This window comes from Brasilonema octagenarum UFV-OR1 (assembly GCF_963888615.1).
GTDB lineage: Bacteria > Cyanobacteriota > Cyanobacteriia > Cyanobacteriales > Nostocaceae > Brasilonema > Brasilonema sennae.
Map to the genome: position 1 here is coordinate 1 of NZ_CAWPKW010000395.1, position 22,482 is coordinate 22,482.

Genomic DNA, 22,482 nt, shown 5'->3' on the forward strand with positions numbered 1-22,482 from the left:
AAAGTTAACTGCCAATATTCTAATACAACAATTGAGTAACTATTCAATTGTACAACAATTATATTTTAGATACTATTGAAATTGAGAACCATTTTCTACTTAGGACACTATGAATAAGCGTAAGACAAAGCAAGACTTGGATAATCTCACGAGTTCTAATGCACCAAAGTGTGATACTCATGTCGTACACCTAGATTATGTACGCTCAACAAAGGTGCAAGTCCTGCCAACAGACAAGGCACAGCAGATGGCAGAAGTCTTTGGGATACTCGCAGATACAAACCGCCTACGCCTTCTTTCAGCTTTAGCTTCCCAGGAGTTGTGTGTTTGTGATTTAGCCGCATTGACGAAAATGACCGAATCAGCCGTTTGTCATCAACTGCGATTGTTGAAAGCGATGCGTTTAGTTAGCCATCGCCGAGAAGGTCGGAACGTCTATTATAGTTTGACTGACAGTTACATTATCAACCTCTGTCAGTCAATGGCAGAACATTTGGATGAGTCAAAAGATTAGATTGTGACTTGAAGTTTTGAATCTTTATATTTGTAGAACTGCTAACTCAAAAACTTATGTCAGAGACAACTGTAGATAAGTTTTGTGAAGCAGTAATTGATTGATGGTTTCATAAAAAAAGCCTTGACATTGATAATTATTTAACTGATTTGAAACTGCTTCCACAATATGAATGAATAAATAAGTTTTGTTAAGGAGCCAAAATTTCATCTTAATTTCATAGTGACCTGTCATTCTAGTTAAGTAAAGGTTCGTGCAAAGGATGAATCTGGAATCTAATTGAATAATTGATTCATTGGACAGACAAGATGAAGAAAACACTGATTTCTGCTGCGGCATTTGCTCTGGCTAGCGCAGCTTTAATTTCTGCTGGCTATGCAACTGCTAAAACAGATAATAACAGGGTTTCTAATGTTAATGATGTAAATTTTTCTCCTAATAGCTGGCAGATTGTTAAACATACTTTTCAAGTACACATTCCTCAAAATAACAATGCTCTTTCCCAGCTAATTATTGATACTCCATCTTCTGTGGCTGTTAGTAATGATATTGATGTGTTGAATGATAAGGGTCAGAGAATTAACATTAATATTTCTGTCATTGGTAGAAGAATCTTAATAGATTTTCCGGAAAAAGTTATTTCTAACACCAAGCTCGTAATTGAATTTAATAAAGTCAGACAACCAACTGTTGGTTCTGCTTCTGTTTACAGCTTTTGGGCTAAAGCTGTGGGTAACGACACAGAGATTCCCATAGGCACAGCTGAGTTTTCCACATTTTAATCTATAAATTATCACGACAGGTATTGAATGAAGAAAATAATGATGTGCGCTGTTGTATTGGCTCTGGCTACTACAGCCTTAATTCCTGTTAACTATGCAAATGCTAGCGCAGATGATAGTCAAGATCCTCACATTGATGGAAACGCGCAATTTCCTCCTACGCGCTGGCATGTTGTTAGACATACTTTCCGGGTACATATTCCCAAAAATAGTAAGGAGATTTCTCAGGTAAGTATTCAGGTTCCAACAAATGTAACTTTGAGCAATGATGTTGATGACATTAATGTAGAAAATAAAAATGGTCAAAGAATTAAGACTAATGTTTCTGTGAATGACAAAACTATACTATTAGCTTTTACCGAACCAGTTGCTCCTGATACTCAATTAGAAATTGACCTTAAGAATGTCAAACGAGTAACAGGAGGAAATAGTTATTTTTACCGCTTCTTCGCTAAATTTGCTGGCAGTAGTACGCAAACTCCTATAGGAGGAGCTAGTTTTCGCATGGGTTATTAATCCTATTACTAAGTAAGTCGGCACAAATAAACCTCACTATGTAACAGAATGTAAAGAAGAATAAAAACCTTGCGATTGCTGAGTCCCAAGGGGACACGCTGCGCGTTCGCCCTCTGGGCGTGCGCTTTGCGCTTACGTTTCACTTCGTTCTACTCGCAATGACATACCTTGAATTTTTTACGCCGACTTACTTACCCAGCCATTAAAAACTTTTATAGTCAAGCTAGAGTTTGATTGCATATTTGTTGAAGTCAAGCCCAAAATTTCACAGTAATTTCATCCTCATATGACAGACTAGAGCAAGGTGGTTCTGTTAGCGTAGAACATTTGCTGTGTTGACTCAATGGCAAGCGACTTTAACAGAACGCAAATGCCAGCTTCAAGCCGTTACTCTAGTTCCTCAGTACTCAAGGACATTTCTAATAATGCACAGCCTTGAACCTTCCCAAAAATCTACGACACTCCATTGTATTTCTGGAGGACTTTTGAGTCTGCTCTTACTAACCATTCCTGGACAAGTTCTAGCAGGCGCTGGGCATGATCATAGTGGTGCGGATGCATTCAATACTGAAGCAGGTCAAACTTCCGGTAAAATTGAGATTGATGCTACAACTGCACAGCGGCTAAAGCTTAAAGTCGAGCCAGTTAAACGCCAGCAGCTCGCTGTGGGGATTAAAACTACTGGACAGATTGAAACTTTGCCCAGTCAAAAAGCGGAAGTGACTACACCAATTTCTGGGGCGAAAGTAGTTGAGTTGTTGGTGGAACCTGGTGCAGTCGTAAAAAAAGGTCAACCCGTAGCTGTTGTAACTAGTCCTGATTTGGTGACACTGCGCGTTGAATCTCAGGAAAAACTTGCTGAAGCTGAGGCTGATTTGCAGCAAGCCCAAGCTGATTTACAACTTGCTCAGCAAAACTACGACAAATATCAGCAAATAGCCACAGCCGAAATAGCCTCTGCACAAAGCCAGGTATCATTTGCTCAAGAGAAGTACGACAAGGACAAGCAGTTAGCTGATTCTGGCGCTTTACCATTACGTGATGCTTTAGAATCCCAAACCAAGCTAGCAGAGGCAAAAGCTGAACTCACCAAAGCTTCCAGTCGCCGAGATGTGATAGATGCTGAAAATAAACTCAAACGTGCTAAATCAACAGTTGAAGTAGCAAAAAAACGTATTCAATTAAGTAACACTACTTATCAAACTAGGTTGCAACAATTGGGAAACAGCGCCAATGCTAAGGGACTGGTAACAGTAACATCTCCGATTTCCGGTCGGGTTGCTGACAGAGAAGTTACCATTGGTCAATCCTTTGAGGATGCGGGTGGCAAGTTGATGACGATTGTCAATGACCGTCAAGTTTATGCTACCGCAAATATCTACGAAAAAGATTTGGGCAAGATCAGGAGGGGTCAAAGGGTAAGCTTAAAGGTGGCTTCTATGCCTAATCGCACCTTCACCGGACGAATAGCTGTCGTTGGATCAGTAGTAGAAGGTGAAACACGAGTTGTTCCTGTCAAAGCCCAAATAGATAATTTAGGAGGAATTCTCAAGCCAGGAATGTTTGCCCAACTAGAAGTTTTGACAGACCAAACATCAGCAGCGACCTTAGCAATTCCCAAATCTGCTGTAGTAGAGGCAAATAATAAAACAATGGTCTATGTACAAAATGGTAATGCCTTCCAGTCTGCTGACGTGACATTAGGTCAAACTTCTGGAGATTTAGTTGAGGTTAAGAATGGTCTGTTCGATGGAGATTTGGTGGTTACACAACGTGCGCCTCAACTTTATGCCCAGTCTTTGCGGGGCGGTAGCAAATCTGACTCACACGAAGATGAACACGGTCACGACCACTCAAAAGAAGAACAGAACTCAAGTGAAGCGACGGTACAAAACAAAAGTGGAGTGCAATTGCCCTGGTGGTCAGCCATTTCAGTTGGGGGTGCAATCGCACTCACTGGTTTCATACTAGGTCGTCGTACCAAACCAGGTTTAACACCAGCATCTCAAAGTGAAGAATCTTTCTCCAGCCCAGTTTCTGAGGTAAGGGTAGTGTCTGGGGATGAATCAACAGAATTTACTGATAATCACCACACTATTCATCATGAATCAAAAATTACCAATCAGAAATAAAAATAATTAATTAAGTCATAAATAAATATAAATAAAAATGTTAAGTGGAATTATAAAATGGGCAATTGCGCGTCGTTGGTTAGTCATCCTGGGTGCAATTGTCGCCACTCTTTGGATATTCCAAACAATTATCCAAATGCCCTTAGATGTCTTCCCTAGTTTTGCACCACCCCAAGTCGAAATTCAAACAGAAGCGCCAGGACTAGCACCAGAAGAAGTCGAATCACTGGTGACATTACCAATTGAAAGTGCAATTAATGGTACTGCGGGAGTGACAGCAGTACGTTCTTCGAGTGCATCGGGAATTTCCGTTGTCAGAGTCATTTTTAACTGGGGAACGAATACCTATCAAGCTCGACAGTTAGTCACAGAACGATTGCAACAAGCTCAAAGTAAGCTTCCTGAAGGTGTGGAAACACCCCAAGTCTCCCCTACTAGTTCTCCTATTGGGACTGTATTGCAATATGCCTTCACTTCTTCTAGCACACCTTTAATGGAAGTGCGGCGTATTGTTGATTGGCAAGTGACAAACCGTCTTTTGGCTGTCCCTGGTGTGAGTCAGGTTGTGGCTTATGGCGGCGATATTCGCCAATATCAAGTCTTAGTTGACCCAGAGAAGTTAAACGCCTTTAATGTTACTTTAGAAGATGTGGCAGAAGCTGCCAAAGCTGCAAATGTCAATGCGCCTGGTGGCTACTTAATCACTCCTGACCGAGAAAGGTTAATTCGGGGTGTTGGGCGGATTGAATCTATCGAAGAATTACAGCAATCTGTTATTACTGCTCGTAATGGTACACCAGTGAAACTATTAGATGTTGCTGATGTGCAAATTGGTGCAGCTATTAAACGGGGAGATGGTAGCTTTAACGGTAAAAAGGCAATTATTGTCTTGATTAATAAACAGCCTCAAGCTGATACTCCCACTGTCACCCGTGCCTTAGAAGCGGCGATGGAAGAAATCAAAGCAGGTTTACCCAAAGATATTAAAGTGACTGCCACTTTCCGTCAGGAAAACTATATCGATTCTTCTATTGAAAATGTGAGAGAGGCTTTAGTTGAAGGCAGTATTATTGTTGCCCTTATCCTCATTCCATTTTTAATGAATTGGCGCAACCTCGCTGTTTGTTTAACTGCACTTCCCCTGTCTTTACTGGTTGGAGTGATGTTGCTCAATTGGTTGGGACAAGGTTTAAATACAATGACTTTGGGAGGGTTAGCAGTTGCAATTGGTTCGGCGGTTGACGATGCAATTGTGGACGCAGAAAATGTTTACCGTTGTTTGCGAGAAAATAAACACTCTCTCAATCCACGTCCCGTTTTAGATGTGGTATTTGATGGCTGTCAGGAAGTGCGCGATTCAGTTTTTGGAGCTACCATCATTACAATAGTTGTCTTCTCTCCAATTTTTGCTTTGACTGGTGTAGAAGGAAGCATTTTTATTCCAATGGGATTGGGATATTTAGCAGCAGTAATTGCTTCTAGTTTGACAGCATTAACTGTAACTCCGGCTTTATGTGCAATTCTTTTGCCTCACGGACACCTACCAGAAACCGAACCTTGGGTTGCAAGATTTTTTAAGCAACTTTATCGTCCCCTGTTAACGTTTGCTCTACGATATTCTGCAATTATATTAGTTGTCGCTGCTGCCAGCCTCATAGCCGCAATCGTCATTGTTCCTTCCTTTGGAAGCGTGTTTTTACCAGAGTTTCAGGAGCAAACTTTAGTAAATACTATAACTCTCTATCCGGGGGTTTCTTTAGAAGCGACCAATGCAGCAGGCGAAACACTCCAAGCAGCGCTGAAAAATGACAAGAGATTTCCATATGTACAGTTGCGTTCTGGACGTGCGCCAAGAGATGAGGAAGCAGCCGGGGTGAACTCAGGACACATTGATATTGAGTTAAGCGACGAAGGGATGAAAAACAGGGAGGCGACTATAGAAAAGTTGCGGTCGGAATTTGCCAAGATACCAGGGGTTGCACCAAATATTGGTGGTTTTATTTCTCACCGGATGGATGAGGTATTGTCTGGGGTGAGGAGTGCTATCGCAGTTAAAATTTTTGGATCTGACTTAGAACAACTCCGTACTATTGGGAATCAGGTAAATGAGGTGATGAAAACCGTTGAGGGAATTGTTGATTTGCAACTTGAACCTCAAGTTCCAGTAGAACAGATACAAATTAAATTTAACCGAGGAACCGCTTCTCAATATGGTTTAACAGTCGGAAAACTTTCTGAAATTATTGAAACTGCCTTCAATGGACGAGTGGTGTCCCAAGTTTTAGAGAAACAACAAACCTTTGATTTAATTGTGTGGTTAAAACCAGATGCACGGCAAAATTTAGAGACCATTGGTAATTTGTTAGTTGATACGAATGGCGGTAATAAAATTCCTTTAGCACAAGTTGCCGCAATTAACAATGGTACTGGTCCCAACACTATTAACCGTGAAAATGTTTCTCGTTTGATTGTTGTTTCTGCAAATGCCAGTGGTAGAGATTTAAGTTCTGTGGTCAATGAAATTCAAACCAAAATTCAGCAACAAGTACATCCGCCCTCTGGTTACTATATTCAGTACGCAGGTCAATTCGAGGCGCAAGAAAGAGCAACTCAAAATATCTTAATTTTCAGTGCCATAGCCTTTGTCCTCATTACGGTAATCATGTACCTTTCAGTCAAATCTATTCCCTCGACCGCCATGATTATGATTAATTTGCCTTTGGCATTAGTGGGGGGGATATTTTCGGTAGCTTTGACTGGAGGCATCATTTCCATTGCGTCTTTGGTTGGTTTTGTAACTTTATTTGGAGTTGCTACTCGTAACGGTTTGCTGTTGGTGGATAATTACAACACGAAATTTACTGAAGGAATGCCTTTTAAAGAAGTTTTGATGAAAGGTTCGATGGAACGTCTTAACGCCATCTTGATGACAGCTTTTACCTCCGCTTTAGGATTAGCACCCTTGGTCGTTGAAGGTGGTGCTGGAAAGGAAATTCTACAACCTCTTTCAATAGTCGTGTTAGGTGGGTTGTTTACTTCTACAGCGTTAACTCTGGTAGTATTACCAGCCTTGTATGCTAAGTTTGGCTCTTTCTTAATGCCAAAGCGAACTGTGTCATCTGTGGAAAATGGCAAGGCAGTTCAAGCAGTTTTTGAGCGATAGTTAATACCATGTTTGGCAGCTTTTTGGTTTTTAAAAAGACCATGCAAGTGCAAAACATTAACATTGCTCAAGGGTCGGTTGTATAAAAATACAACTTTACCCAACTTTGTCTCAATTCTTAATTATTCTAGATGAGGAGTAAATCAATGAAATCACTAAAATCAGGCTTGATTGTTCTAGGAACTGTGGGGCTGCTTTTCTTAGGTGCTTGTAGTAATGCAACCCAAGAAAATAATTCAGCAAGTAACACAGAATCTTCAACCGCAACCAATACCTCAAAAACTGAGACTGCTAAATCACATGGCAAAATCGAGCATAGTGACAAAGAGCATGGACATGGTGGTCAAGTTGTCGAGTCAGGTCAGTATCATTTAGAGTTAGTAACTCATAAAGAAGACAAAGGCTCTCATTTGGATTTCATTATAGAAAAAGGTGAAAAACACGAAATAGTATCCAACGCTAAAGTAACCGCTCAAGTTCAGCTACCTGATGGAACTCAAAAAACCTTAGATTTCAAATATGATGCTAAAGATAAACACTATACAGCTGCGCTTCCAGGAAACGCACCCGGTCAATATCCGGTAAAAGTTACTGCTGATATTGGCGGTGAAAAGGTAAACGGTCGATTTACTGTTAAGCAATAATTTGAGCAGTTGACATAGCTTGCAGGGCATTCATGTCTCATAATCACAGTCACGGACATAACCACGGAAGTAGTAATTACAACCGTGCTTTTATAATTAGCGTCACTCTCAATACAGGGTTTGTCATCATCGAGGCAATTTATGGCATTCTTGCTAACTCCCTTGCCCTGCTTGCCGATGCGGGTCATAATTTGAGTGATGTTTTGGGTTTGCTACTTGCTTGGGGAGCAAGCGTCCTCGTCCGTCGTCGTCCCACGCCACGTCGCACCTATGGGTTGCGTCGCTCCTCGATTTTGGCTGCTCTGTTGAATGCTATCCTTTTGCTTGTAGCTTCAGGTGCGATCGCATGGGAAGCTATTCAGCGCTTTCTTGAACCCAGCCCAGTATCAGGCGGTATAATTATCGGCGTTGCAGCGGTAGGTATCGTCATTAACACGGTAAGTGCCTTAATGTTCATGTCTGGGCGCGAGAGGGACTTGAACATCAGAGGAGCCTTTCTCCATCTGGTTGCTGATGCAGTCGTATCTTTGGGTGCAGTGTTGGCTGGTATCGCTATTATTGCAACTGGCTGGCTGTGGTTCGATCCTGTTGTGAGCTTGATTATTGTTGTTGTGATTGTTGTAGGTACTTGGCAATTGTTCCAAGAATCTCTCAACTTGGCGACAGATGCCGTACCAGCAGGTATTGAACCGCTTGCAGTTCGTACGTATCTAGCTGAACTTCCTGGTGTGAGTAGTGTTCATGACCTGCATATTTGGGCAATGAGTACCACTGAAACAGCACTTACAGTTCACTTGGTTATACCTACAGGACATCCCGGCGATGCTTTTTTCACACAGGTAAATCGAGAACTTCACGACAATTTCGGCATTGAACACGCCACAATCCAAATAGAAAGTGGTGATCCGAATTATCCATGTTCTCTTGCTCAAGAAAATGAAAATGTTGTTTAAAGGTGACTCAGATCTTGCACCTGAGTTAAAAACCGGGTTTCTTGACAATGCCTGCTCTTATAAACCTTAATTTCTGGTTCAGAAACCCTAGGTTTGGGTCTTGTTGAGAATGCTGCAAGATATGAGGTGAGAAAGTACTCTTAATTTTTATCTCTCAATTTCTAACAATTATAGCTATAGCCATCAAGATTAGGACGTAAACTATAAGAGTTCCCATAGCATCTACCCGATTTCAATGGCTAAACCTTATAGTGATGATTTGCGGCAAAAGGTAATGCAGGCGATAAGCCGGAGGCTTGACGCTACGCGTATCGAGTTGGACGGTCTCAAGAAGTGTGAAGCAAGCCTTCTGTTCAATATCAGTCGCAACACAATTAACTTGTGGTGTCAGCGCAAAGCCCAAACGGGTGATGTCAAACCCAAACACAGGAACGCATCGCCGCAGAAAGGTAAAATCAGGGATTGGGAGAAGTTTCGCACCTTTGTCAAAGAGTATGGGGACAAAACCCAGAGTGAAATGGCACAGCTATGGGAGGGAGATATTAGCCAACGCACAATTTCCAGGGCATTGCAAAAAATAGGACATACTCGTAAAAAAAAACATACGGATATAGTCAACGAGATGAAGCCAAGCGGGCAGCGTTCTTGGCGCAACTGAAAAACCCTAAAGCACCGCACCTGGTATACGTTGATGAGTCTGGCATGGATGAGAGAGATAATTACGGTTACGGATAGGCCCCTGTTGGGGAACGTTTTTACGACCTCAAATCAGGTTGTCGCAAGAGTCGGCTCAACATGATCGCTGGTTATCGAGATGGGCAAATAATTGCGCCATTTACGGTCGTTCGCGCAGCGTCTCCGATAGGAGAGGGGGCGTGTAATCGTACCGTGTTTGAGACCTGGGAGCGAAACTTGCTTGATTTCAATGTTGCGTCCCCGTGAGTGGGGGAAACAGTCGATAATGCTACCTTTCATCGTGGCGGTCGGATTGCTCAATTAATTGAAGAGGCTTTCTTGTCAGTTAGTTTACCTACCACCTTATTTACCGGATCGATTGGCGGATTGAAAAGTGTTGGGCTACTTTGAAAAGTAAGGTTCGCAAGCTTTTAGCCACATCAGACAATTTACGTGATGCAATGGAAATCGTTCTCAAGCAAGCAGCGTCCTAATTAATCTGGCTACAGCTATACATCTACAATTCTCAGGTTTAACAGGGTTTGGTCTTGCTCACGCGTGAGGAATACCCTTAAACGAGCGCCCATATCATTTGTTACTTACATAGATATATTCTGGGTATTTACTTATCTTAACATAGTTAGGTTTTTTCCCGCCTACCTACTTATATATTTTGAACTCACATACATACCGAAGTCTTGATATAAATATGGTTTACCCAATTTGGACTCCGAAGCTACTAGAAACTTATCTACAGATTCAGATTTATTTGAAAAATATGAGTCATGACCTTTAATTAAAAACAAGTGAACTCTTGTTTCCTTGATCATTTTATCTTTGAGAACGTGAAAGACATTATATAATAAGTCGTTATACCCTTCAAGATTTCCATCCATCACAACAAAAAATAGATCAATGATTTTTCTTTCTCTATAAATCATTGATATCTTCGTTTTAATATTATTATTAATTTCGTTAAGATTATTGGTTCGCAATACGACAATTTGTTTTTCCAATGGGATCTTTTTAAAGTAATAATTGACGGTTCCCTGAATAAAATCTGGATAAAATATAATCAAGTCATTTTTTTGCCACTCCAACTCCACTAATCGAGCCACTTCTCGGTTTTCTTCCACAGGTTTATAGGCTTGATGAGTTACCCAGTTTGCTGTATAGCTTAGGCTTAATATGATTAAGCATACAATAGATGCTATTTTTATTTTATGAGTTGGTATAGTTGCTATTTGTAATGCCACAAAAGCAACAAACGGCACTAGACTAGGCAAAATAATTCGATAATAAAATATTGGACTACCTATCAGAGAATAAACTAAAATTACTATCCAATAAATTATTGTAGCAGCCAGAAAAGGAAAGCTAATTCTCCAGCTACCAAAAAACACTGAAAGAGCGAAGATACCTGAAACTAAAAACGCACAATAAGGAATAATAGTAATCGGTAAATACAAAGAAGATAAACCGAATACATATTTAGCTGTGGATGATATTAAATTTAAGTTAATATCAGGCATCCACCACCAAGTCTCTTGAATTTCTCGTACTTGTTTTAGCCAGAAAAACTTAATATAAAGAAAGGTAATGATAGGTATTATTATTGCTAAAAGTAGTTTTAAGTCTTGTATCTTTTTTCTAAGCAAGAAAGCTTGAATATAAATAAAACAGACAATACTAGGTATAAGCATTATCCCAACTAAATGCGTACATACCGCGAAAAAAAAGCTCAAACATAAACCAATATATCCTAAAAATTTTTCTGGTTTAGCTATGATATGGGAGGCAAAAAGAAACGCCAGTGATGTTGCAAAAACTAGTAAAGGGTAAGCTTTTAGCTCTTGTGAATATCTTAGCATTATTGGTGTTGTTGCTAAGTAAACTCCTGCAAGCAGACTAGCTAGAGGAGAGTATTGTTTAATCCAGTTAATGACAATAGTTAAAGTTCCTAAACTCAAACCAACTGAAAATAATCTGAGAAATTCTTCTTTTTTGCTGATTTGACCCCAGAAATAAAGCAATATATAATATAAAGGTGGATGAACATCTCTTCTTAACTCCCTAAACATTTCTACAATGTTAGGATGTGAAATCTTGTGAATTGTAAAATACTCATCGTTCCAGAGTCCTTTATTTAAGCCTATTAGACCTAAAACCCCTGCCAATAAGAGAATTCCGAAAAAAGCATAAGGGTAAATATTCTTGATGCTTAGCAAATGAGCAGTACCTGTTTGTTTACTCATTTTATTTCATCCTTAATTTTGAAATATTTTAACTTATTTCTTTTATATTTTTTATCAATATAAAAAATACAGGTACTGCTGAAGAACTTTATTTTCGGCCTTACACAAAATGGGGATGAATACCGAACCGCCAACACAAGGTAGCACGTTGCCGTGAGAAGTCTATTATTGAGGTTTCTTCCGAACCGCGCAAGCCCATCAACTTTTCATACAAGCCAGCTGCATGAGAATATAATTGTGTTTATAGGTGAAGTTTGGCGAGAGTTTTTACTCTCCATACGCTTGTGTTTGCTTTTGTGAGAATCATATGGTTACCCTCATAACCTTGAACTACCTTTATTATGACAAATTTTCTCAACAATTTTATTGAGCTAGCTGATAGTGGAACACAAAAAGTTAAATAGGAGGAAAAGTCAAGTCTGTTTGATCAGGGCAGTTCAACAATGCGAGTAAGGAAAACAGTGTTCTCTTTGAACATGCGGCGGAACGCCAAGGAGATTGCTCGTTCTGTAGCATTTAAGCTGGCATCAAGATCAATCGCTTCTGTTTGCTTGAGCATCTCAATGATCAAGAAGGCATCACCTACGATTTTTACCGGATAATCGATGAAATAAATGTTACCTTTAGGAGCAAGCTCAAAACTTTGTGCTGTGACGATGACCTTGTTGTAGGACAGCTTTGCCATACGCAGCCAAGTTTCAAGCTCTAGACAGGCTGGGCTGATGCTAGGTAGTTCCTCAAAGAATGGGGCAGTGTATAAGGTCATCATTTTCTCAAACTCCCTTATGGGGCTAAAACAGTTTTACAACCTTAATGGTGTTGGTTAAAACGACTTGTTAGGCTTATATCAGTCCGGCATTCATTGCATTAGTGTTGAGCTACACTGGTGTATATGTCATTTTCTCTGTTAATGAAGACAACAGATAATGCCTGGTAAGCTTCTGTCCAAGCTGCGATCACTTCTTCTGTAGCTGCTTGATCCAATACATCTTTCATCGCTTGCAGTAAGCACTCTCCTACAATCGGATATTGTTCTGGTAAAACATCGGTCTGAACATGGCGATGGGCAATCTTTTCTACCATTGCCTTAAGAGGAGGTAGATTGTCAATTTGACTGGCATAGCTATAAACTGCTGTAGCCAATCTTGCAGGCTGAGAACCATTTGCTTGAGCAGACATATCAAACTGTTCTTTAATCTCTGGATGCTTAGAGAACATAATTTCATACATTCGAGATGTAATTTTAGACCCGTGCTTTTTCAACATAGGGGCTGTAGACTTAACAATGTCTATCGTTTGTTGGCTAATCATAATCTCTTTCACCGAAATGATTTTTGACTAACACCAATTTAATCGGTCTGAAAATTAGTTACTATGAGCAAGCTCATACTTGGAGAGCAATTTTCAGGTAAATCGACCAAACCGTAGGGGACGCGTTCCAAACCTCCGGACGTCAAGTAAGACCATCATCGGATTTGGTTCCGAATTTCTAGCAATAGAAATACCCAACGTGGCATTGACGGATGAAACTGGAAGCCCCTACCATAAACGGTGCTTCGACTGCGCTCAGCAACAACTCCGTTTTGGTAGTGGGACTTCACAATACTACCAGGTGATAACCGTTACCACAGCTATTTTATTCCCCTGTTAGATAAAACTAACGAGGGTTTGTTTTTGGGCTGACGCGTAGAAGTGGTACAATACTGCCTTTGGTCGTAAGTGGAGCAGCGTATAAATGGCACACTATAAAACTGATGAAGAGCTACTTGAGATGCTATCGGAAGTTATCCTTGGGCTGAAGCGACTAGATAATGCAACGCCTAACCGCTCTAGAGAGCTAGCGATAACTAACCTGGAAACAGGAGGGCTATGGTTAGAAAAGTTGTTGAAAGAACAGGAGCAACCGGAAGAATAACTGGCTGGTAGGTCACTTTATGCAACCCCTAACCGAGAACCCCAGCCTAAGGTTAGGACTGGGGTTTTCTATACCTATATCTATATAGTTGCTGGAACATCAGTGCTGATAGGAAGTGTTCTTTACAACATCATCTTCTAAAACCCCTGCAATAATAGCAAGCAACTCATCGTCAGTCAGTTCTTCTTCAAACAGTTTTTGTAGGATTTCAGCGTTTTGAGTTTGCATAATGTCTTAATAAATTTATGTAAAAAATAACTGCTTACTAAAAAGAAGTGTATAACAGCCTACTCAAAAGTAACTTCATCCTTTGGAAAGAAGTTCTTGTAACTCGTAACTCGTAAGTATGTCTACTGGCTCCCATATCTTTAACTTTCTGGCGCACTACTCCCGCAACGTGCAAACGCGAATATGTTGACCTAAAAATAAAAAAACCCCCAATCCTCTATTTTCAAAGAACTGGGGGGAACTGGAGCATGGATATTTAGCAATTGATCACTCGTAATTCTTACCAACAACTCCATCATGAGTATCAACTGTGCTCAAATGAGCAAATCTTTGATAATTTCTCTATTATTAGAACAGTTTGTATAGGTTTCCTATTTTTATAGCCACTCTACCTTATTTCTCAATCCTTGCTTTTCGTGATCAGCACGTTGCTATCCTAAATGATTCTCCCCATAGATCACATGAAGCAAATGTCCCAAACACATTGGGAATAAAGTAACCATTGATTTGTGACTTTTGTCATAGTCTTTACCGAATGAAAATAGGATAGCAAGCGCTAGTCTCAAACTCTCACATAAAATACGGTAAAAGTAGCCCAAACGTTGCACTATTTTGTTGTCTTTTGTGAAATGTCACCTTCTTTCCCTTCCCTGCGCTTGTTACTTTATCTGGAATGGCTGTTATTGGGGATGAGTCTCTTGGCAGAATTCCTAATTCCCCCTATCTACCCATTCCACACTTCTCCTTGGTTCACTGTCTTGAGGATTGTTGTGTTTGGAGTCATGGGTTTAAGGCTACCAAAGCAGAACTTCAGTTACAAAGTTATCTATACGGTAGTAGAATTGGGAATTCTTTTGCTACCTGTGCTACCTGCTTTGACAAACAGTCATCTTCGCTGCGCTCCCCTGCTTGGGTTAATTGCGGTGATTCGCAGTTGCCAAATGTTCGACTTACAAGATCGTTTAATTGTTGCTGCTTTAGTATACATATCATACTTATACACAGAGTTCTTACGAATTAGCCAAACTCCTGTTTTCTTCAAAATGCCCTTGGGACAAGGAAGAGCATGTATCGGACCACCAATGCCACCGCCGCCTAACACAATTAATTTTATACTGAATAATGCAATTACTTTTGCTTTAACGTTGACTTTTGTATTGCTACTGGTTAATGCTGTACTAGCAGAACGCAGAAGTCGGCAAGAATTAGCATTTGTTCATGAGCAGCTACGCCAGTATGCTTTGCGAATTGAAAATCAGGCAACTTTACAAGAGCGCAACCGCATTGCTCGTGAAATTCATGACTCCCTGGGACATGCTCTCACAGCTCAGACAATTCAGCTAGAGAATGCTTTGCTATTATTGCCTTCTAATGTTGATAAAGCCATAGAGTTTCTCCAACAAGTCAAACAGCTAGGTTACCAAGCATTGCAGGAAGTCTCTCGTTCTGTCGCAACACTGCGAGCTGATCCATTACGCGGGAAGTCTCTAGAAAAGGCAATTGACAATCTCATCCGAGATTTTAGTAGCGCAACAACTCTCACACCAGAGTGCAAAATTAGCCTGACATCTCCTGTGACTTCTGAGGTGGGTACTGCTATCTATCGCATTTTACAGGAAGCACTGACCAATATATCCAAACATAGCGGAGCGACTGAGGTGAGTGTGCAGTTGCAAACGCAAACTGGAAGGATAAACTTACTTGTGGAAGACAACGGCAAAGGCTTTTATCCAGAACAAAACACCACAGGTTTTGGACTTCAAGGAATGCGAGAACGAGCAACTGCATTAGGAGGAAACTTTAATATTATGAGCAAACAAGGAGCGGGATGCCGCATTCAAGTCAGCATACTGATACTAGAGTCTAGTATGATAAATTCTGAACCTGCAACAAAAAATCCAAAATCCAAAATCTTATGATTCGACTGTTGCTGGTAGATGACCAAGTTATTATTCGTCAAGGACTTAAGAACCTACTGGAATCAAAACCTGATTTACAGGTGGTTGGTGATGCTGAAAATGGTCAACTTGCCATTGAAGCATTGCAGAGACTTTATGGAACACCATCGCAACCAGATGTCGTCCTGATGGATGTTAGAATGCCCGTGATGGATGGCGTTGCTGCAACTCGGTTGATTTGTCAGGGATTTCCAGAAATAAACATTCTGGTACTGACGACATTTGATGATGATGAATATGTTTCACAAGCCATGCGCTATGGAGCAAAAGGTTATCTGTTGAAGCATACACCGCTTGAGGATTTGGCTATCGCCATTCGAGCCGTACATCAAGGCTACACCCATATGGGACCAGGACTGTTTGAAAAAGCCCTAAATGCGCCTGAGATATCTGAACCAGTACACTCAGCCATTCCATCAGAACTAGCAGAACTGTCTCCTAGGGAGAAAGAAGTTTTAAGATTAATTGCAATGGGGTTGAGTAACCGCGAAATTGCTCATACACTTTACATCTCAGAACGGACAGTTAGAAATCATGTCACGAGTATTTTGAGTCAGTTGCATTTGCGCGATCGCACTCAAGCAGCCCTCCTTGCTAGTACTTTTCTCCCACAATTGGAAATTTGAGGAACAGGGAACACTTCGACAAGCCACTTCGACTACGCTCAGTGCTAGTCAGTGCATCCCAGGGAACAGGGAACAGGGAAAAATTACGTTTGGGATGGTAGAGTTTTAGGGATGTTTAGGTAGTAATGCCATAAAATTCTTGCAGCAATGGCACGCCAAGGACGCCAATTGTCTGCAATGGCTTCGAGTTGTTCTGGTGTTGGACGTACTGATAAGTTCTTGAGTTTTTGTAAGGCGATCGCCAATGCTAAATCACCTTTGGGAAAAACATCAGGGCGTTGCAGCGCCATCAGCAAGTAAATATCTACTGTCCAATCTCCAATACCTTTGATCCGCTTTAACTCAGTCCGGATAATTGTTTCCTCCATTGTCTCTAGCTTAACAAGGTCAAGCTCACCGTTTACAATAGCATTCGCCAATGCACGAGTGTACACAGTCTTTTGCCGACTCAAGCCAATTGCCTTTAACTGAACATCATCAAGTGTGAGAAAATTTTCTGGCGTCAGCGTTACTACCATTGCACACAAGCGTTCATAGATAGCCTTTGCAGAAGCCAAAGAAACTTGTTGTTCTAAAATGATACGCACAAGCGTTGGGAAACCAGCAATTCTATCCCACATTGGTGGAGATCCCAGAGTTTCGAGAACGTGAGCAAAATCCTTGTCGCGACTGGCAAGTTCCATCAAAGCACGGGCAAGAGTTTCTTGTGTGAGTGATTCTGAGATCAACATAAATACAGTAATAAAAATTTGACTTTAAGGTACCTTAGAATAAGCTAGCGTTCCAAATTGCTTTTTGATTGTGGTTATACTGCGTCCTTTCGTTGATAAACAGACAATACTAGATTTTGCCAAGCGCTACCCGCAGTTAGACATTGCTGCAGTAGAAACTTGTTTAACTTTTCTACACACCACGGCTGATGTTTATCAAGCCATAGACGCTCATTTTGCCCGATATAGTCTTTCAAAGGGCAAATTTACGCTATTGATGCAATTGTTTCAGGCTGACGAGAAAGGATTAACACCTTCTGAATGTGCTGAGAGAGCAGGTGTTACAAAAGCAACAATCACAGGACTCCTTGACGGACTTGAACGAGATGGATTAGTCAAACGCTTTCCTGATTCAGAAGACAGGCGGATGCTTCGTTTACAACTCACAGAACAGGGACGGGACTTGCTTTCTCAAATGCTTCCAGACCATTTTTGCCGCACCACCAACTTGATGGCAAATCTCACTGACACCGAAAAAAAGACACTCATCAAGCTTTTGAATAAAGTACGCGCTGGCACCTCAGCAATGCTTGACCCCTAAATAAAATGCTTGTCGATGATTGTTAGCTAGTGTAACCTATTAATTAGGAGGCTAACTATATGCCACCTAATCAAGTTTCGGAAAAACTCATATGAACAAGCTAAGCGTCAAGCAAAAAAACTGGTTGCTAACGTTTCATGTCGCCTTTGGAGGAATTTGGTTTGGTACTGCTTTATGCATGATCGCTATTGCTTTAAGCAACCGAAACACTCCCAGCGGTGATGAATTGTACGCTGTCAATGCAGTTATGAAGCTACTGGATGATTTTGTGATTATTCCTTCTGCTACCTTATCGCTGATAACCGGTGGATTACTCTGCTGGCTGACGATTTGGGGATTTTTCAAACACTACTGGGTTATCGTCAAGTGGATAGCAACCGTAACACTCATTGTTACTGGTACAATTTGGCTTGGTCCTTGGACAAATGCGATGACTGCTATCTCTAACGCAGAAAGGTTGCAAGCGCTGCAAAATCCGCTGTACGTATTTGACCAAAAGGCAGTACTTGTGGGTGCTATTATTCAGACTTCATGTCTTTTAGTCATTATTGGTATTTCAGTTCTCAAGCCTTGGGGAAGGCGAAAGATTAAAAAGCAGAAGAAACAGCCAGTCGCTTCTAATAGCTAGCAGCTTGAACTTTTGTCATTTTGTTGTGCTTCTTGTGCAAGTAATTTTTGTTTGCGTTCAATCCCCCAGTGATAGCCGCCGAGATTGCCATCCGTTCGCAAGACACGGTGACATGGTATAATCAGCGCTGTTGGATTAGCACCACAAGCACTACCCACAGCGCGGACTGCCTGAGGCTTACCAATTTCAGAGGCAATATCAGTATAGGTACGCGTTTCGCCATAAGGAATATTCTGTAACGCCTGCCAGACTTGTTTTTGAAATGCTGTCCCACGTACATCAAGGGGTAAATCGATGTGGGCTATGTCTCCTTTGACGAAATCAAGGATTGTCTGTACCCAGTCTCGGTGCATATCGTCATCACGTACGATTTGCGCTTGATTGAATTCACTAAGAAGAAGACGTTCTAGTTCATCTGCTTCATCACCCAATTTAACAGCGCAGATTCCTTTTTCTGTTGTTGCGACAAGCAGATATCCTAAATAACATGGAACGACGGTATAGGTAATGTGGATTCCTTTGCCACTACACCGATAAGTCTTGGGTGTCATTCCAAGTTGCTTTGATGCTTTTTCATAGAGTCGGCTACTTGAACCATATCCCGTGTCGTAAAGTGCATGAGCAATTTCCTCTCCTTGCTGAAGACGCTGTTTGAGGCGTTCGCTGCGAAGTCCATCTGCATATTCAAAAGGAGATACGCCCATCATTTGTTTAAAAACTCGTTGCAAGTAGCTAGGACTTATTCCAAAGTGAGAACTGAGTTCTGATAGAGTTGGGATGCGATCAACTTGTTCTTCGATGTATCGACAGACTGCCAAGATTTTAGCCTTGGTCAAATTCTCAACTATTTCATATTGTGGGTGACATCGCTTACAAGCTCGAAAACCTTCTGTTTCAGCCTCTTGTGGTGATTGAAAGAAACATACTTGGTTTTTATTTGGTCTTCGACTAGGACAAGTCGGGCGGCAGTATATGCTTGTAGAGGGAACACCGTAGAATAGTTTTCCATCGAAACTGGAATCTCTATTGAGAACTGCTTGCCAAAAAGTTTCTTCTGTGGTGCTGGTTTGTTGTAATTTCATTGATATCTCGTTAAGATATATCGCTCATGATTAAGGGCTTGAAGTAACACTAGATTAGACGTATGCACAAACTACGTTCTACCCGATTATTGCGATCAATATTTAAGCTTCTATAGCAATCCGCGTAGAGATTGTAAGAAAAACTTCACCCTCTAACTAAGTACGCTTCAGCAAAGTTGGGATTAATCGACAGTGCTTGACTAATATCGTGTCCGGTGAAAGACTTATCATTAAGACTGCAAGGGAGCAGGGGGGAGAAAGAGTTTTCACTCTTTTTGCACAGATGCACCGAATTATAACTAATTAGGCGGACATGATATAAAATCTTCAATTGCTTACACGAAGTAAGCAACTGCCATGTTGTTCCATTGTGTTACGGTAATGATGTACCGCAAGCAGCGCATAATATGGTAAGCAGCTTAAAAGAACTCATAGAAGAATCAGAACTGGTACATGTAGATGACCCAGAGGAAAGATTTACCATTAGCGGCGTAAGTTGGGAAATTTATGAGGCGCTGCTAGCCAAACTGGAGGATAATTCCCATTACCGTATTACCTACTTGGATGGGGTATTAGAAATTGTGTCGCCGTCAATTAGACATGAAAAAGTGAAAAAAAATCTGGCTATGTTGCTAGAGCATTATATGTACAGAAAGCGCATTAACTGTATACCTATGGGAAGCACTACTTTTAGAAATCAAGCTAAAAAAGCTGGTGCTGAACCAGATGAGTGTTACTGCATAGGAGAAGAAAAAAGCGTCCCAGATATTGCTATCGAAGTAAATATCACAAGCGGTAATCTTGATAAGCTAGAGACTTATCGGCGACTTGGTGTCAAAGAAGTTTGGATGTGGAAAACTAATGGACTCTATCTATACTATTTGCGAGAAGAAACTCCCAAGCAATTTATAGATACCTATGGATACGAGCGCATTGATACAAGTGAACTTTTGCCAGACCTAGACATATCATTGCTCTCTCGATGCGCTTTAATGACAAATTCACTTGAGTGTATCGACGAATTTGAGCAAGGCTTAAAAAACAATAAGTGAAACGTTATTGTGATAGCCTTTTTAGGCAATATGGATCTGATACCTCATCGCTATTGCTTTCAATAATCTAGATTCTTTTCCTGATAGAAACTTGCGCAAAGACACAAAAAATTTCTGTGTCTTTGCAGTTCATCTTAATATGTCGGAATTGACGGGTCGATTTCCTTACTCCAAGCAAGAATACCACCCTTTACATTCGTGCCATTAACTCCCGCTTCCTTGAGAATGCCAAGGGCTTTGGCAGAACGCATACCTGATTTACAATGAGCAATCAGGCGATGACCGTTGAGTAATTCCTTTACCTTCACAACGCCTGAACCACTTTCAATTTCTGACAAAGGTATCAAAACAGAACCAGAAATTTGGGCAATTTCGTACTCGTGCGGGTTGCGGACATCCAGCAGCACAAAATCATTTGTACCACTATCCAGCAATTGCTTCAACTCTTGAACTGTTATTTCTGACATTTCCATCTGCTGTTTGTCCTCTTGTGCTTTGGCTTGTGGGATACCGCAGAATTGTTCGTAGTCTATCAACTTTTCAATGACTGGACGAACTGGGTTAGGACGCAGCTTTAACTCTCGAAACTGCATGTTCAACGCATCATAAAGCAGCAAGCGTCCACTTAAAGTTGTCCCCTTACCAATTATGATTTTAACCGTTTCCGTTGCTTGGATGACACCAATAATTCCTGGCAAAATTCCCAAGACACCACCTTCTGCACAAGAAGGAACCATTCCTGGTGGTGGTGGTTCGGGATAAAGATCACGATAATTTGGTCCACCCTCGTAGTTAAATACTGTAGCTTGTCCTTCAAAACGGAAAATGGAACCGTAGACATTGGGCTTGTTCAGCAACACGCAAGCATCATTAACTAGATAACGAGTGGGGAAGTTATCGGTACCATCCACCACAACATCATAAGGTCTAACAATGTCGAGAGCGTTTTCCGAAGTCAGACGAGTTTCGTATAAGTCAATCTGACAATACGGATTAATCTCTAAAATTCGATTCTTTGCAGATTCAATCTTAGGTTTATTGATCCAAGACGTACCATGAATAACTTGACGTTGCAAATTGGAAGTATCGACAACATCAAAATCAACAATACCAATACGTCCAATACCTGCAGCAGCCAAATACAAAAGCAGAGGTGAACCCAGTCCACCTGTACCAATACATAGTACACTGGCAGCTTTCAGACGTTTTTGTCCCTCCAACCCCACTTCTGGCAAAATCAGGTGGCGGGAGTAACGTTCGTAATCATCTTTCGTCAGCTGGATTTCATCCAAATTAGGATTGAGCATAGCACTTTGATGAGCAAGAGCGAACTGAACAATTGAAAATATGCCCTATGGGCACGCTACGCCTTTCTATACACAAGACAGTTTATTGATCCTATCCAAAAACGACGTGTCTGGAGAGATTGTAAAATACTGTTAAATTTTGTTTTCAATTGCTTCTTGCTGAAACTGGTGGTTATCGTCTAAACACCAATTTTTGATGTCACTCGCTTTGCCATTTTGTACAGAAACAATAATGTAAGAGTATTCCTGCCAAGCACACTGACGGTCAAACTCTGAGGGAATTGCTGGATGATCAGTATGGGAGTGATAGATACCTACGATATTTAGGTTACGCTCACGTGCTTGCCTTTGTGCTTGTAACATGACTTGGGGGGCGATCGCGTACCTTTGCTTCTTACTGTAATCTAATGTGTCATCTTTAGGGAAATCTGCGGCTGTTTCTGCATTCCAAGCATTTTCTGTTGACATCACTTCTACCACAGTTTTGCCCTCGCTTGTCAGATGACCAAATATTATACCGCAACATTCTTCTGGGTAAGTGGTTTCGGCGTGGGTGTAGATGGTTTCTATGTGCTGTGGGAAGAGTTTGAGAATCATGAAAGATTTTTAACCGCAGATAGACGCTGATGAATTAAATGTATTGCCATTTTGTGGCTGTGATCAGAAATTCCTGACGAGCAGTTTAAATTCTACCTTAAGAAATTTACAGGTGGAACTCATCCTCATAATTAGGGTATTCCG

Annotated in this window: 21 protein-coding genes and 1 pseudogene; 14 read left to right on the plus strand and 8 right to left on the minus strand. The window is 41.0% G+C overall.

Annotation, left to right across the window (positions count from 1 at the left end; genetic code table 11):
- Positions 1–109 precede the first annotated feature (109 nt).
- From AC5590_RS34525 to AC5590_RS34560, 8 genes and pseudogenes are all read left to right on the plus strand, one after another.
- Positions 110–514, plus strand: coding sequence for an ArsR/SmtB family transcription factor (locus AC5590_RS34525; RefSeq protein ID WP_169267705.1), 405 nt, complete (start codon positions 110–112; stop codon positions 512–514).
- Positions 515–822: 308 nt separating this feature from the next.
- Positions 823–1,296 carry a DUF2808 domain-containing protein gene (locus AC5590_RS34530; RefSeq protein ID WP_169267706.1) on the plus strand — a complete coding sequence of 158 codons (474 nt, stop codon included), beginning with the start codon at positions 823–825 and terminating at the stop codon, positions 1,294–1,296.
- A 39-nt stretch (positions 1,297–1,335) separates the two neighbouring features.
- Positions 1,336–1,812: a DUF2808 domain-containing protein gene (locus AC5590_RS34535; protein ID WP_498824458.1), complete on the plus strand. Its 477-nt coding sequence runs from the start codon at positions 1,336–1,338 to the stop codon at positions 1,810–1,812.
- 425 nt (positions 1,813–2,237) lie between these two features.
- Positions 2,238–3,944 (plus strand): efflux RND transporter periplasmic adaptor subunit, encoded by a 1,707-nt coding sequence (locus AC5590_RS34540; RefSeq protein WP_169267708.1) that lies wholly within the window; start codon positions 2,238–2,240, stop codon positions 3,942–3,944.
- A gap of 37 nt (positions 3,945–3,981) precedes the next feature.
- Positions 3,982–7,107 carry an efflux RND transporter permease subunit gene (locus AC5590_RS34545; protein ID WP_169267709.1) on the plus strand — a complete coding sequence of 1,042 codons (3,126 nt, stop codon included), beginning with the start codon at positions 3,982–3,984 and terminating at the stop codon, positions 7,105–7,107.
- Between the two features lie 146 nt (positions 7,108–7,253).
- The gene (locus AC5590_RS34550) at positions 7,254–7,751 is read left to right on the plus strand and encodes a hypothetical protein (protein ID WP_169267710.1); all 498 of its coding nucleotides are present in this window, start codon (positions 7,254–7,256) and stop codon (positions 7,749–7,751) included.
- Positions 7,752–7,783: 32 nt separating this feature from the next.
- Entirely contained in the window at positions 7,784–8,704 is a 921-nt protein-coding gene (locus tag AC5590_RS34555) for a cation diffusion facilitator family transporter (RefSeq protein ID WP_169267711.1), read from the plus strand.
- A 235-nt stretch (positions 8,705–8,939) separates the two neighbouring features.
- Positions 8,940–9,873: pseudogene (locus AC5590_RS34560) on the plus strand (IS630 family transposase).
- Positions 9,874–10,035: 162 nt separating this feature from the next.
- Here the strand turns inward: AC5590_RS34560 and AC5590_RS34565 are convergent.
- The 3 genes from AC5590_RS34565 to AC5590_RS34575 form a co-directional block, all read right to left on the minus strand.
- Entirely contained in the window at positions 10,036–11,634 is a 1,599-nt protein-coding gene (locus tag AC5590_RS34565) for a glycosyltransferase family 39 protein (protein ID WP_169267712.1), read from the minus strand.
- 427 nt (positions 11,635–12,061) lie between these two features.
- Positions 12,062–12,403 carry a glutathione S-transferase gene (locus AC5590_RS34570; RefSeq protein ID WP_169267713.1) on the minus strand — a complete coding sequence of 114 codons (342 nt, stop codon included), beginning with the start codon at positions 12,401–12,403 and terminating at the stop codon, positions 12,062–12,064.
- A gap of 98 nt (positions 12,404–12,501) precedes the next feature.
- A complete protein-coding gene (locus tag AC5590_RS34575; RefSeq protein ID WP_169267714.1) occupies positions 12,502–12,945 on the minus strand; it encodes a globin domain-containing protein in 444 nt (147 codons plus the stop codon).
- 424 nt (positions 12,946–13,369) lie between these two features.
- Between AC5590_RS34575 and AC5590_RS34580 the strand changes: the two genes are divergently transcribed.
- On the plus strand, positions 13,370–13,549 hold the full coding sequence (locus AC5590_RS34580) for a hypothetical protein (protein ID WP_169267715.1): 180 nt from the start codon (positions 13,370–13,372) through the stop codon (positions 13,547–13,549).
- Positions 13,550–13,648: 99 nt separating this feature from the next.
- Here AC5590_RS34580 and AC5590_RS34585 read toward each other — a convergent pair whose 3' ends face one another.
- Positions 13,649–13,777, minus strand: a complete 129-nt coding sequence (locus AC5590_RS34585; RefSeq protein ID WP_275945063.1) for a hypothetical protein — start codon at positions 13,775–13,777, stop codon at positions 13,649–13,651.
- A 629-nt stretch (positions 13,778–14,406) separates the two neighbouring features.
- Here AC5590_RS34585 and AC5590_RS34590 point away from each other — a divergent pair.
- Together AC5590_RS34590 and AC5590_RS34595 are read left to right on the plus strand one after the other, a co-directional pair.
- Positions 14,407–15,696 (plus strand): sensor histidine kinase, encoded by a 1,290-nt coding sequence (locus tag AC5590_RS34590; protein WP_169267716.1) that lies wholly within the window; start codon positions 14,407–14,409, stop codon positions 15,694–15,696.
- Positions 15,693–16,361, plus strand: a complete 669-nt coding sequence (locus AC5590_RS34595) for a response regulator transcription factor (protein ID WP_169267717.1) — start codon at positions 15,693–15,695, stop codon at positions 16,359–16,361. Before AC5590_RS34590 ends, AC5590_RS34595 begins: the two co-directional genes overlap by 4 nt.
- An 83-nt stretch (positions 16,362–16,444) precedes the next feature.
- Here the strand turns inward: AC5590_RS34595 and AC5590_RS34600 are convergent, their stop codons facing one another.
- Entirely contained in the window at positions 16,445–17,092 is a 648-nt protein-coding gene (locus AC5590_RS34600; RefSeq protein ID WP_169267718.1) for a DNA-3-methyladenine glycosylase family protein, read from the minus strand.
- A gap of 70 nt (positions 17,093–17,162) precedes the next feature.
- Between AC5590_RS34600 and AC5590_RS34605 the strand changes: the two genes are divergently transcribed.
- Complete coding sequence (locus AC5590_RS34605; RefSeq protein WP_169267719.1) at positions 17,163–17,672, plus strand: MarR family winged helix-turn-helix transcriptional regulator; 510 nt, start codon at positions 17,163–17,165, stop codon at positions 17,670–17,672.
- A 91-nt stretch (positions 17,673–17,763) separates the two neighbouring features.
- The gene (locus AC5590_RS34610; protein ID WP_169267720.1) at positions 17,764–18,300 is read left to right on the plus strand and encodes a hypothetical protein; all 537 of its coding nucleotides are present in this window, start codon (positions 17,764–17,766) and stop codon (positions 18,298–18,300) included.
- Here the strand turns inward: AC5590_RS34610 and ada are convergent.
- Complete coding sequence (ada, locus tag AC5590_RS34615) at positions 18,297–19,382, minus strand: bifunctional DNA-binding transcriptional regulator/O6-methylguanine-DNA methyltransferase Ada (RefSeq protein WP_169267721.1); 1,086 nt, start codon at positions 19,380–19,382, stop codon at positions 18,297–18,299. The genes AC5590_RS34610 and ada overlap by 4 nt on opposite strands.
- A 407-nt stretch (positions 19,383–19,789) precedes the next feature.
- On the opposite strand from ada, the gene AC5590_RS34620 reads away from it, so the two are divergent.
- Positions 19,790–20,434, plus strand: a complete 645-nt coding sequence (locus AC5590_RS34620) for a Uma2 family endonuclease (protein ID WP_169267722.1) — start codon at positions 19,790–19,792, stop codon at positions 20,432–20,434.
- A gap of 134 nt (positions 20,435–20,568) precedes the next feature.
- On the opposite strand, the gene moeB is transcribed toward AC5590_RS34620, so the two are convergent.
- Positions 20,569–21,741 carry a molybdopterin-synthase adenylyltransferase MoeB gene (gene moeB / locus AC5590_RS34625; protein WP_169267723.1) on the minus strand — a complete coding sequence of 391 codons (1,173 nt, stop codon included), beginning with the start codon at positions 21,739–21,741 and terminating at the stop codon, positions 20,569–20,571.
- Between the two features lie 132 nt (positions 21,742–21,873).
- The gene (locus AC5590_RS34630) at positions 21,874–22,335 is read right to left on the minus strand and encodes a Mov34/MPN/PAD-1 family protein (protein ID WP_169267724.1); all 462 of its coding nucleotides are present in this window, start codon (positions 22,333–22,335) and stop codon (positions 21,874–21,876) included.
- Between the last annotated feature and the right edge of the window lie 147 nt (positions 22,336–22,482).

Coding starts and splice junctions, on each gene's coding strand:
- AC5590_RS34525 (WP_169267705.1), top strand. CDS start 110: ATGAATAAGCGTAAGACAAAGCAAGACTTGGATAATCTCACGAGTTCT.
- AC5590_RS34530 (WP_169267706.1), top strand. CDS start 823: ATGAAGAAAACACTGATTTCTGCTGCGGCATTTGCTCTGGCTAGCGCA.
- AC5590_RS34535 (WP_498824458.1), top strand. CDS start 1,336: ATGATGTGCGCTGTTGTATTGGCTCTGGCTACTACAGCCTTAATTCCT.
- AC5590_RS34540 (WP_169267708.1), top strand. CDS start 2,238: ATGCACAGCCTTGAACCTTCCCAAAAATCTACGACACTCCATTGTATT.
- AC5590_RS34545 (WP_169267709.1), top strand. CDS start 3,982: ATGTTAAGTGGAATTATAAAATGGGCAATTGCGCGTCGTTGGTTAGTC.
- AC5590_RS34550 (WP_169267710.1), top strand. CDS start 7,254: ATGAAATCACTAAAATCAGGCTTGATTGTTCTAGGAACTGTGGGGCTG.
- AC5590_RS34555 (WP_169267711.1), top strand. CDS start 7,784: ATGTCTCATAATCACAGTCACGGACATAACCACGGAAGTAGTAATTAC.
- AC5590_RS34565 (WP_169267712.1), bottom strand. CDS start 11,634: ATGAGTAAACAAACAGGTACTGCTCATTTGCTAAGCATCAAGAATATT.
- AC5590_RS34570 (WP_169267713.1), bottom strand. CDS start 12,403: ATGATGACCTTATACACTGCCCCATTCTTTGAGGAACTACCTAGCATC.
- AC5590_RS34575 (WP_169267714.1), bottom strand. CDS start 12,945: ATGATTAGCCAACAAACGATAGACATTGTTAAGTCTACAGCCCCTATG.
- AC5590_RS34580 (WP_169267715.1), top strand. CDS start 13,370: ATGGCACACTATAAAACTGATGAAGAGCTACTTGAGATGCTATCGGAA.
- AC5590_RS34585 (WP_275945063.1), bottom strand. CDS start 13,777: ATGCAAACTCAAAACGCTGAAATCCTACAAAAACTGTTTGAAGAAGAA.
- AC5590_RS34590 (WP_169267716.1), top strand. CDS start 14,407: ATGTCACCTTCTTTCCCTTCCCTGCGCTTGTTACTTTATCTGGAATGG.
- AC5590_RS34595 (WP_169267717.1), top strand. CDS start 15,693: ATGATTCGACTGTTGCTGGTAGATGACCAAGTTATTATTCGTCAAGGA.
- AC5590_RS34600 (WP_169267718.1), bottom strand. CDS start 17,092: ATGTTGATCTCAGAATCACTCACACAAGAAACTCTTGCCCGTGCTTTG.
- AC5590_RS34610 (WP_169267720.1), top strand. CDS start 17,764: ATGAACAAGCTAAGCGTCAAGCAAAAAAACTGGTTGCTAACGTTTCAT.
- ada (WP_169267721.1), bottom strand. CDS start 19,382: ATGAAATTACAACAAACCAGCACCACAGAAGAAACTTTTTGGCAAGCA.
- AC5590_RS34620 (WP_169267722.1), top strand. CDS start 19,790: ATGGTAAGCAGCTTAAAAGAACTCATAGAAGAATCAGAACTGGTACAT.
- moeB (WP_169267723.1), bottom strand. CDS start 21,741: ATGCTCAATCCTAATTTGGATGAAATCCAGCTGACGAAAGATGATTAC.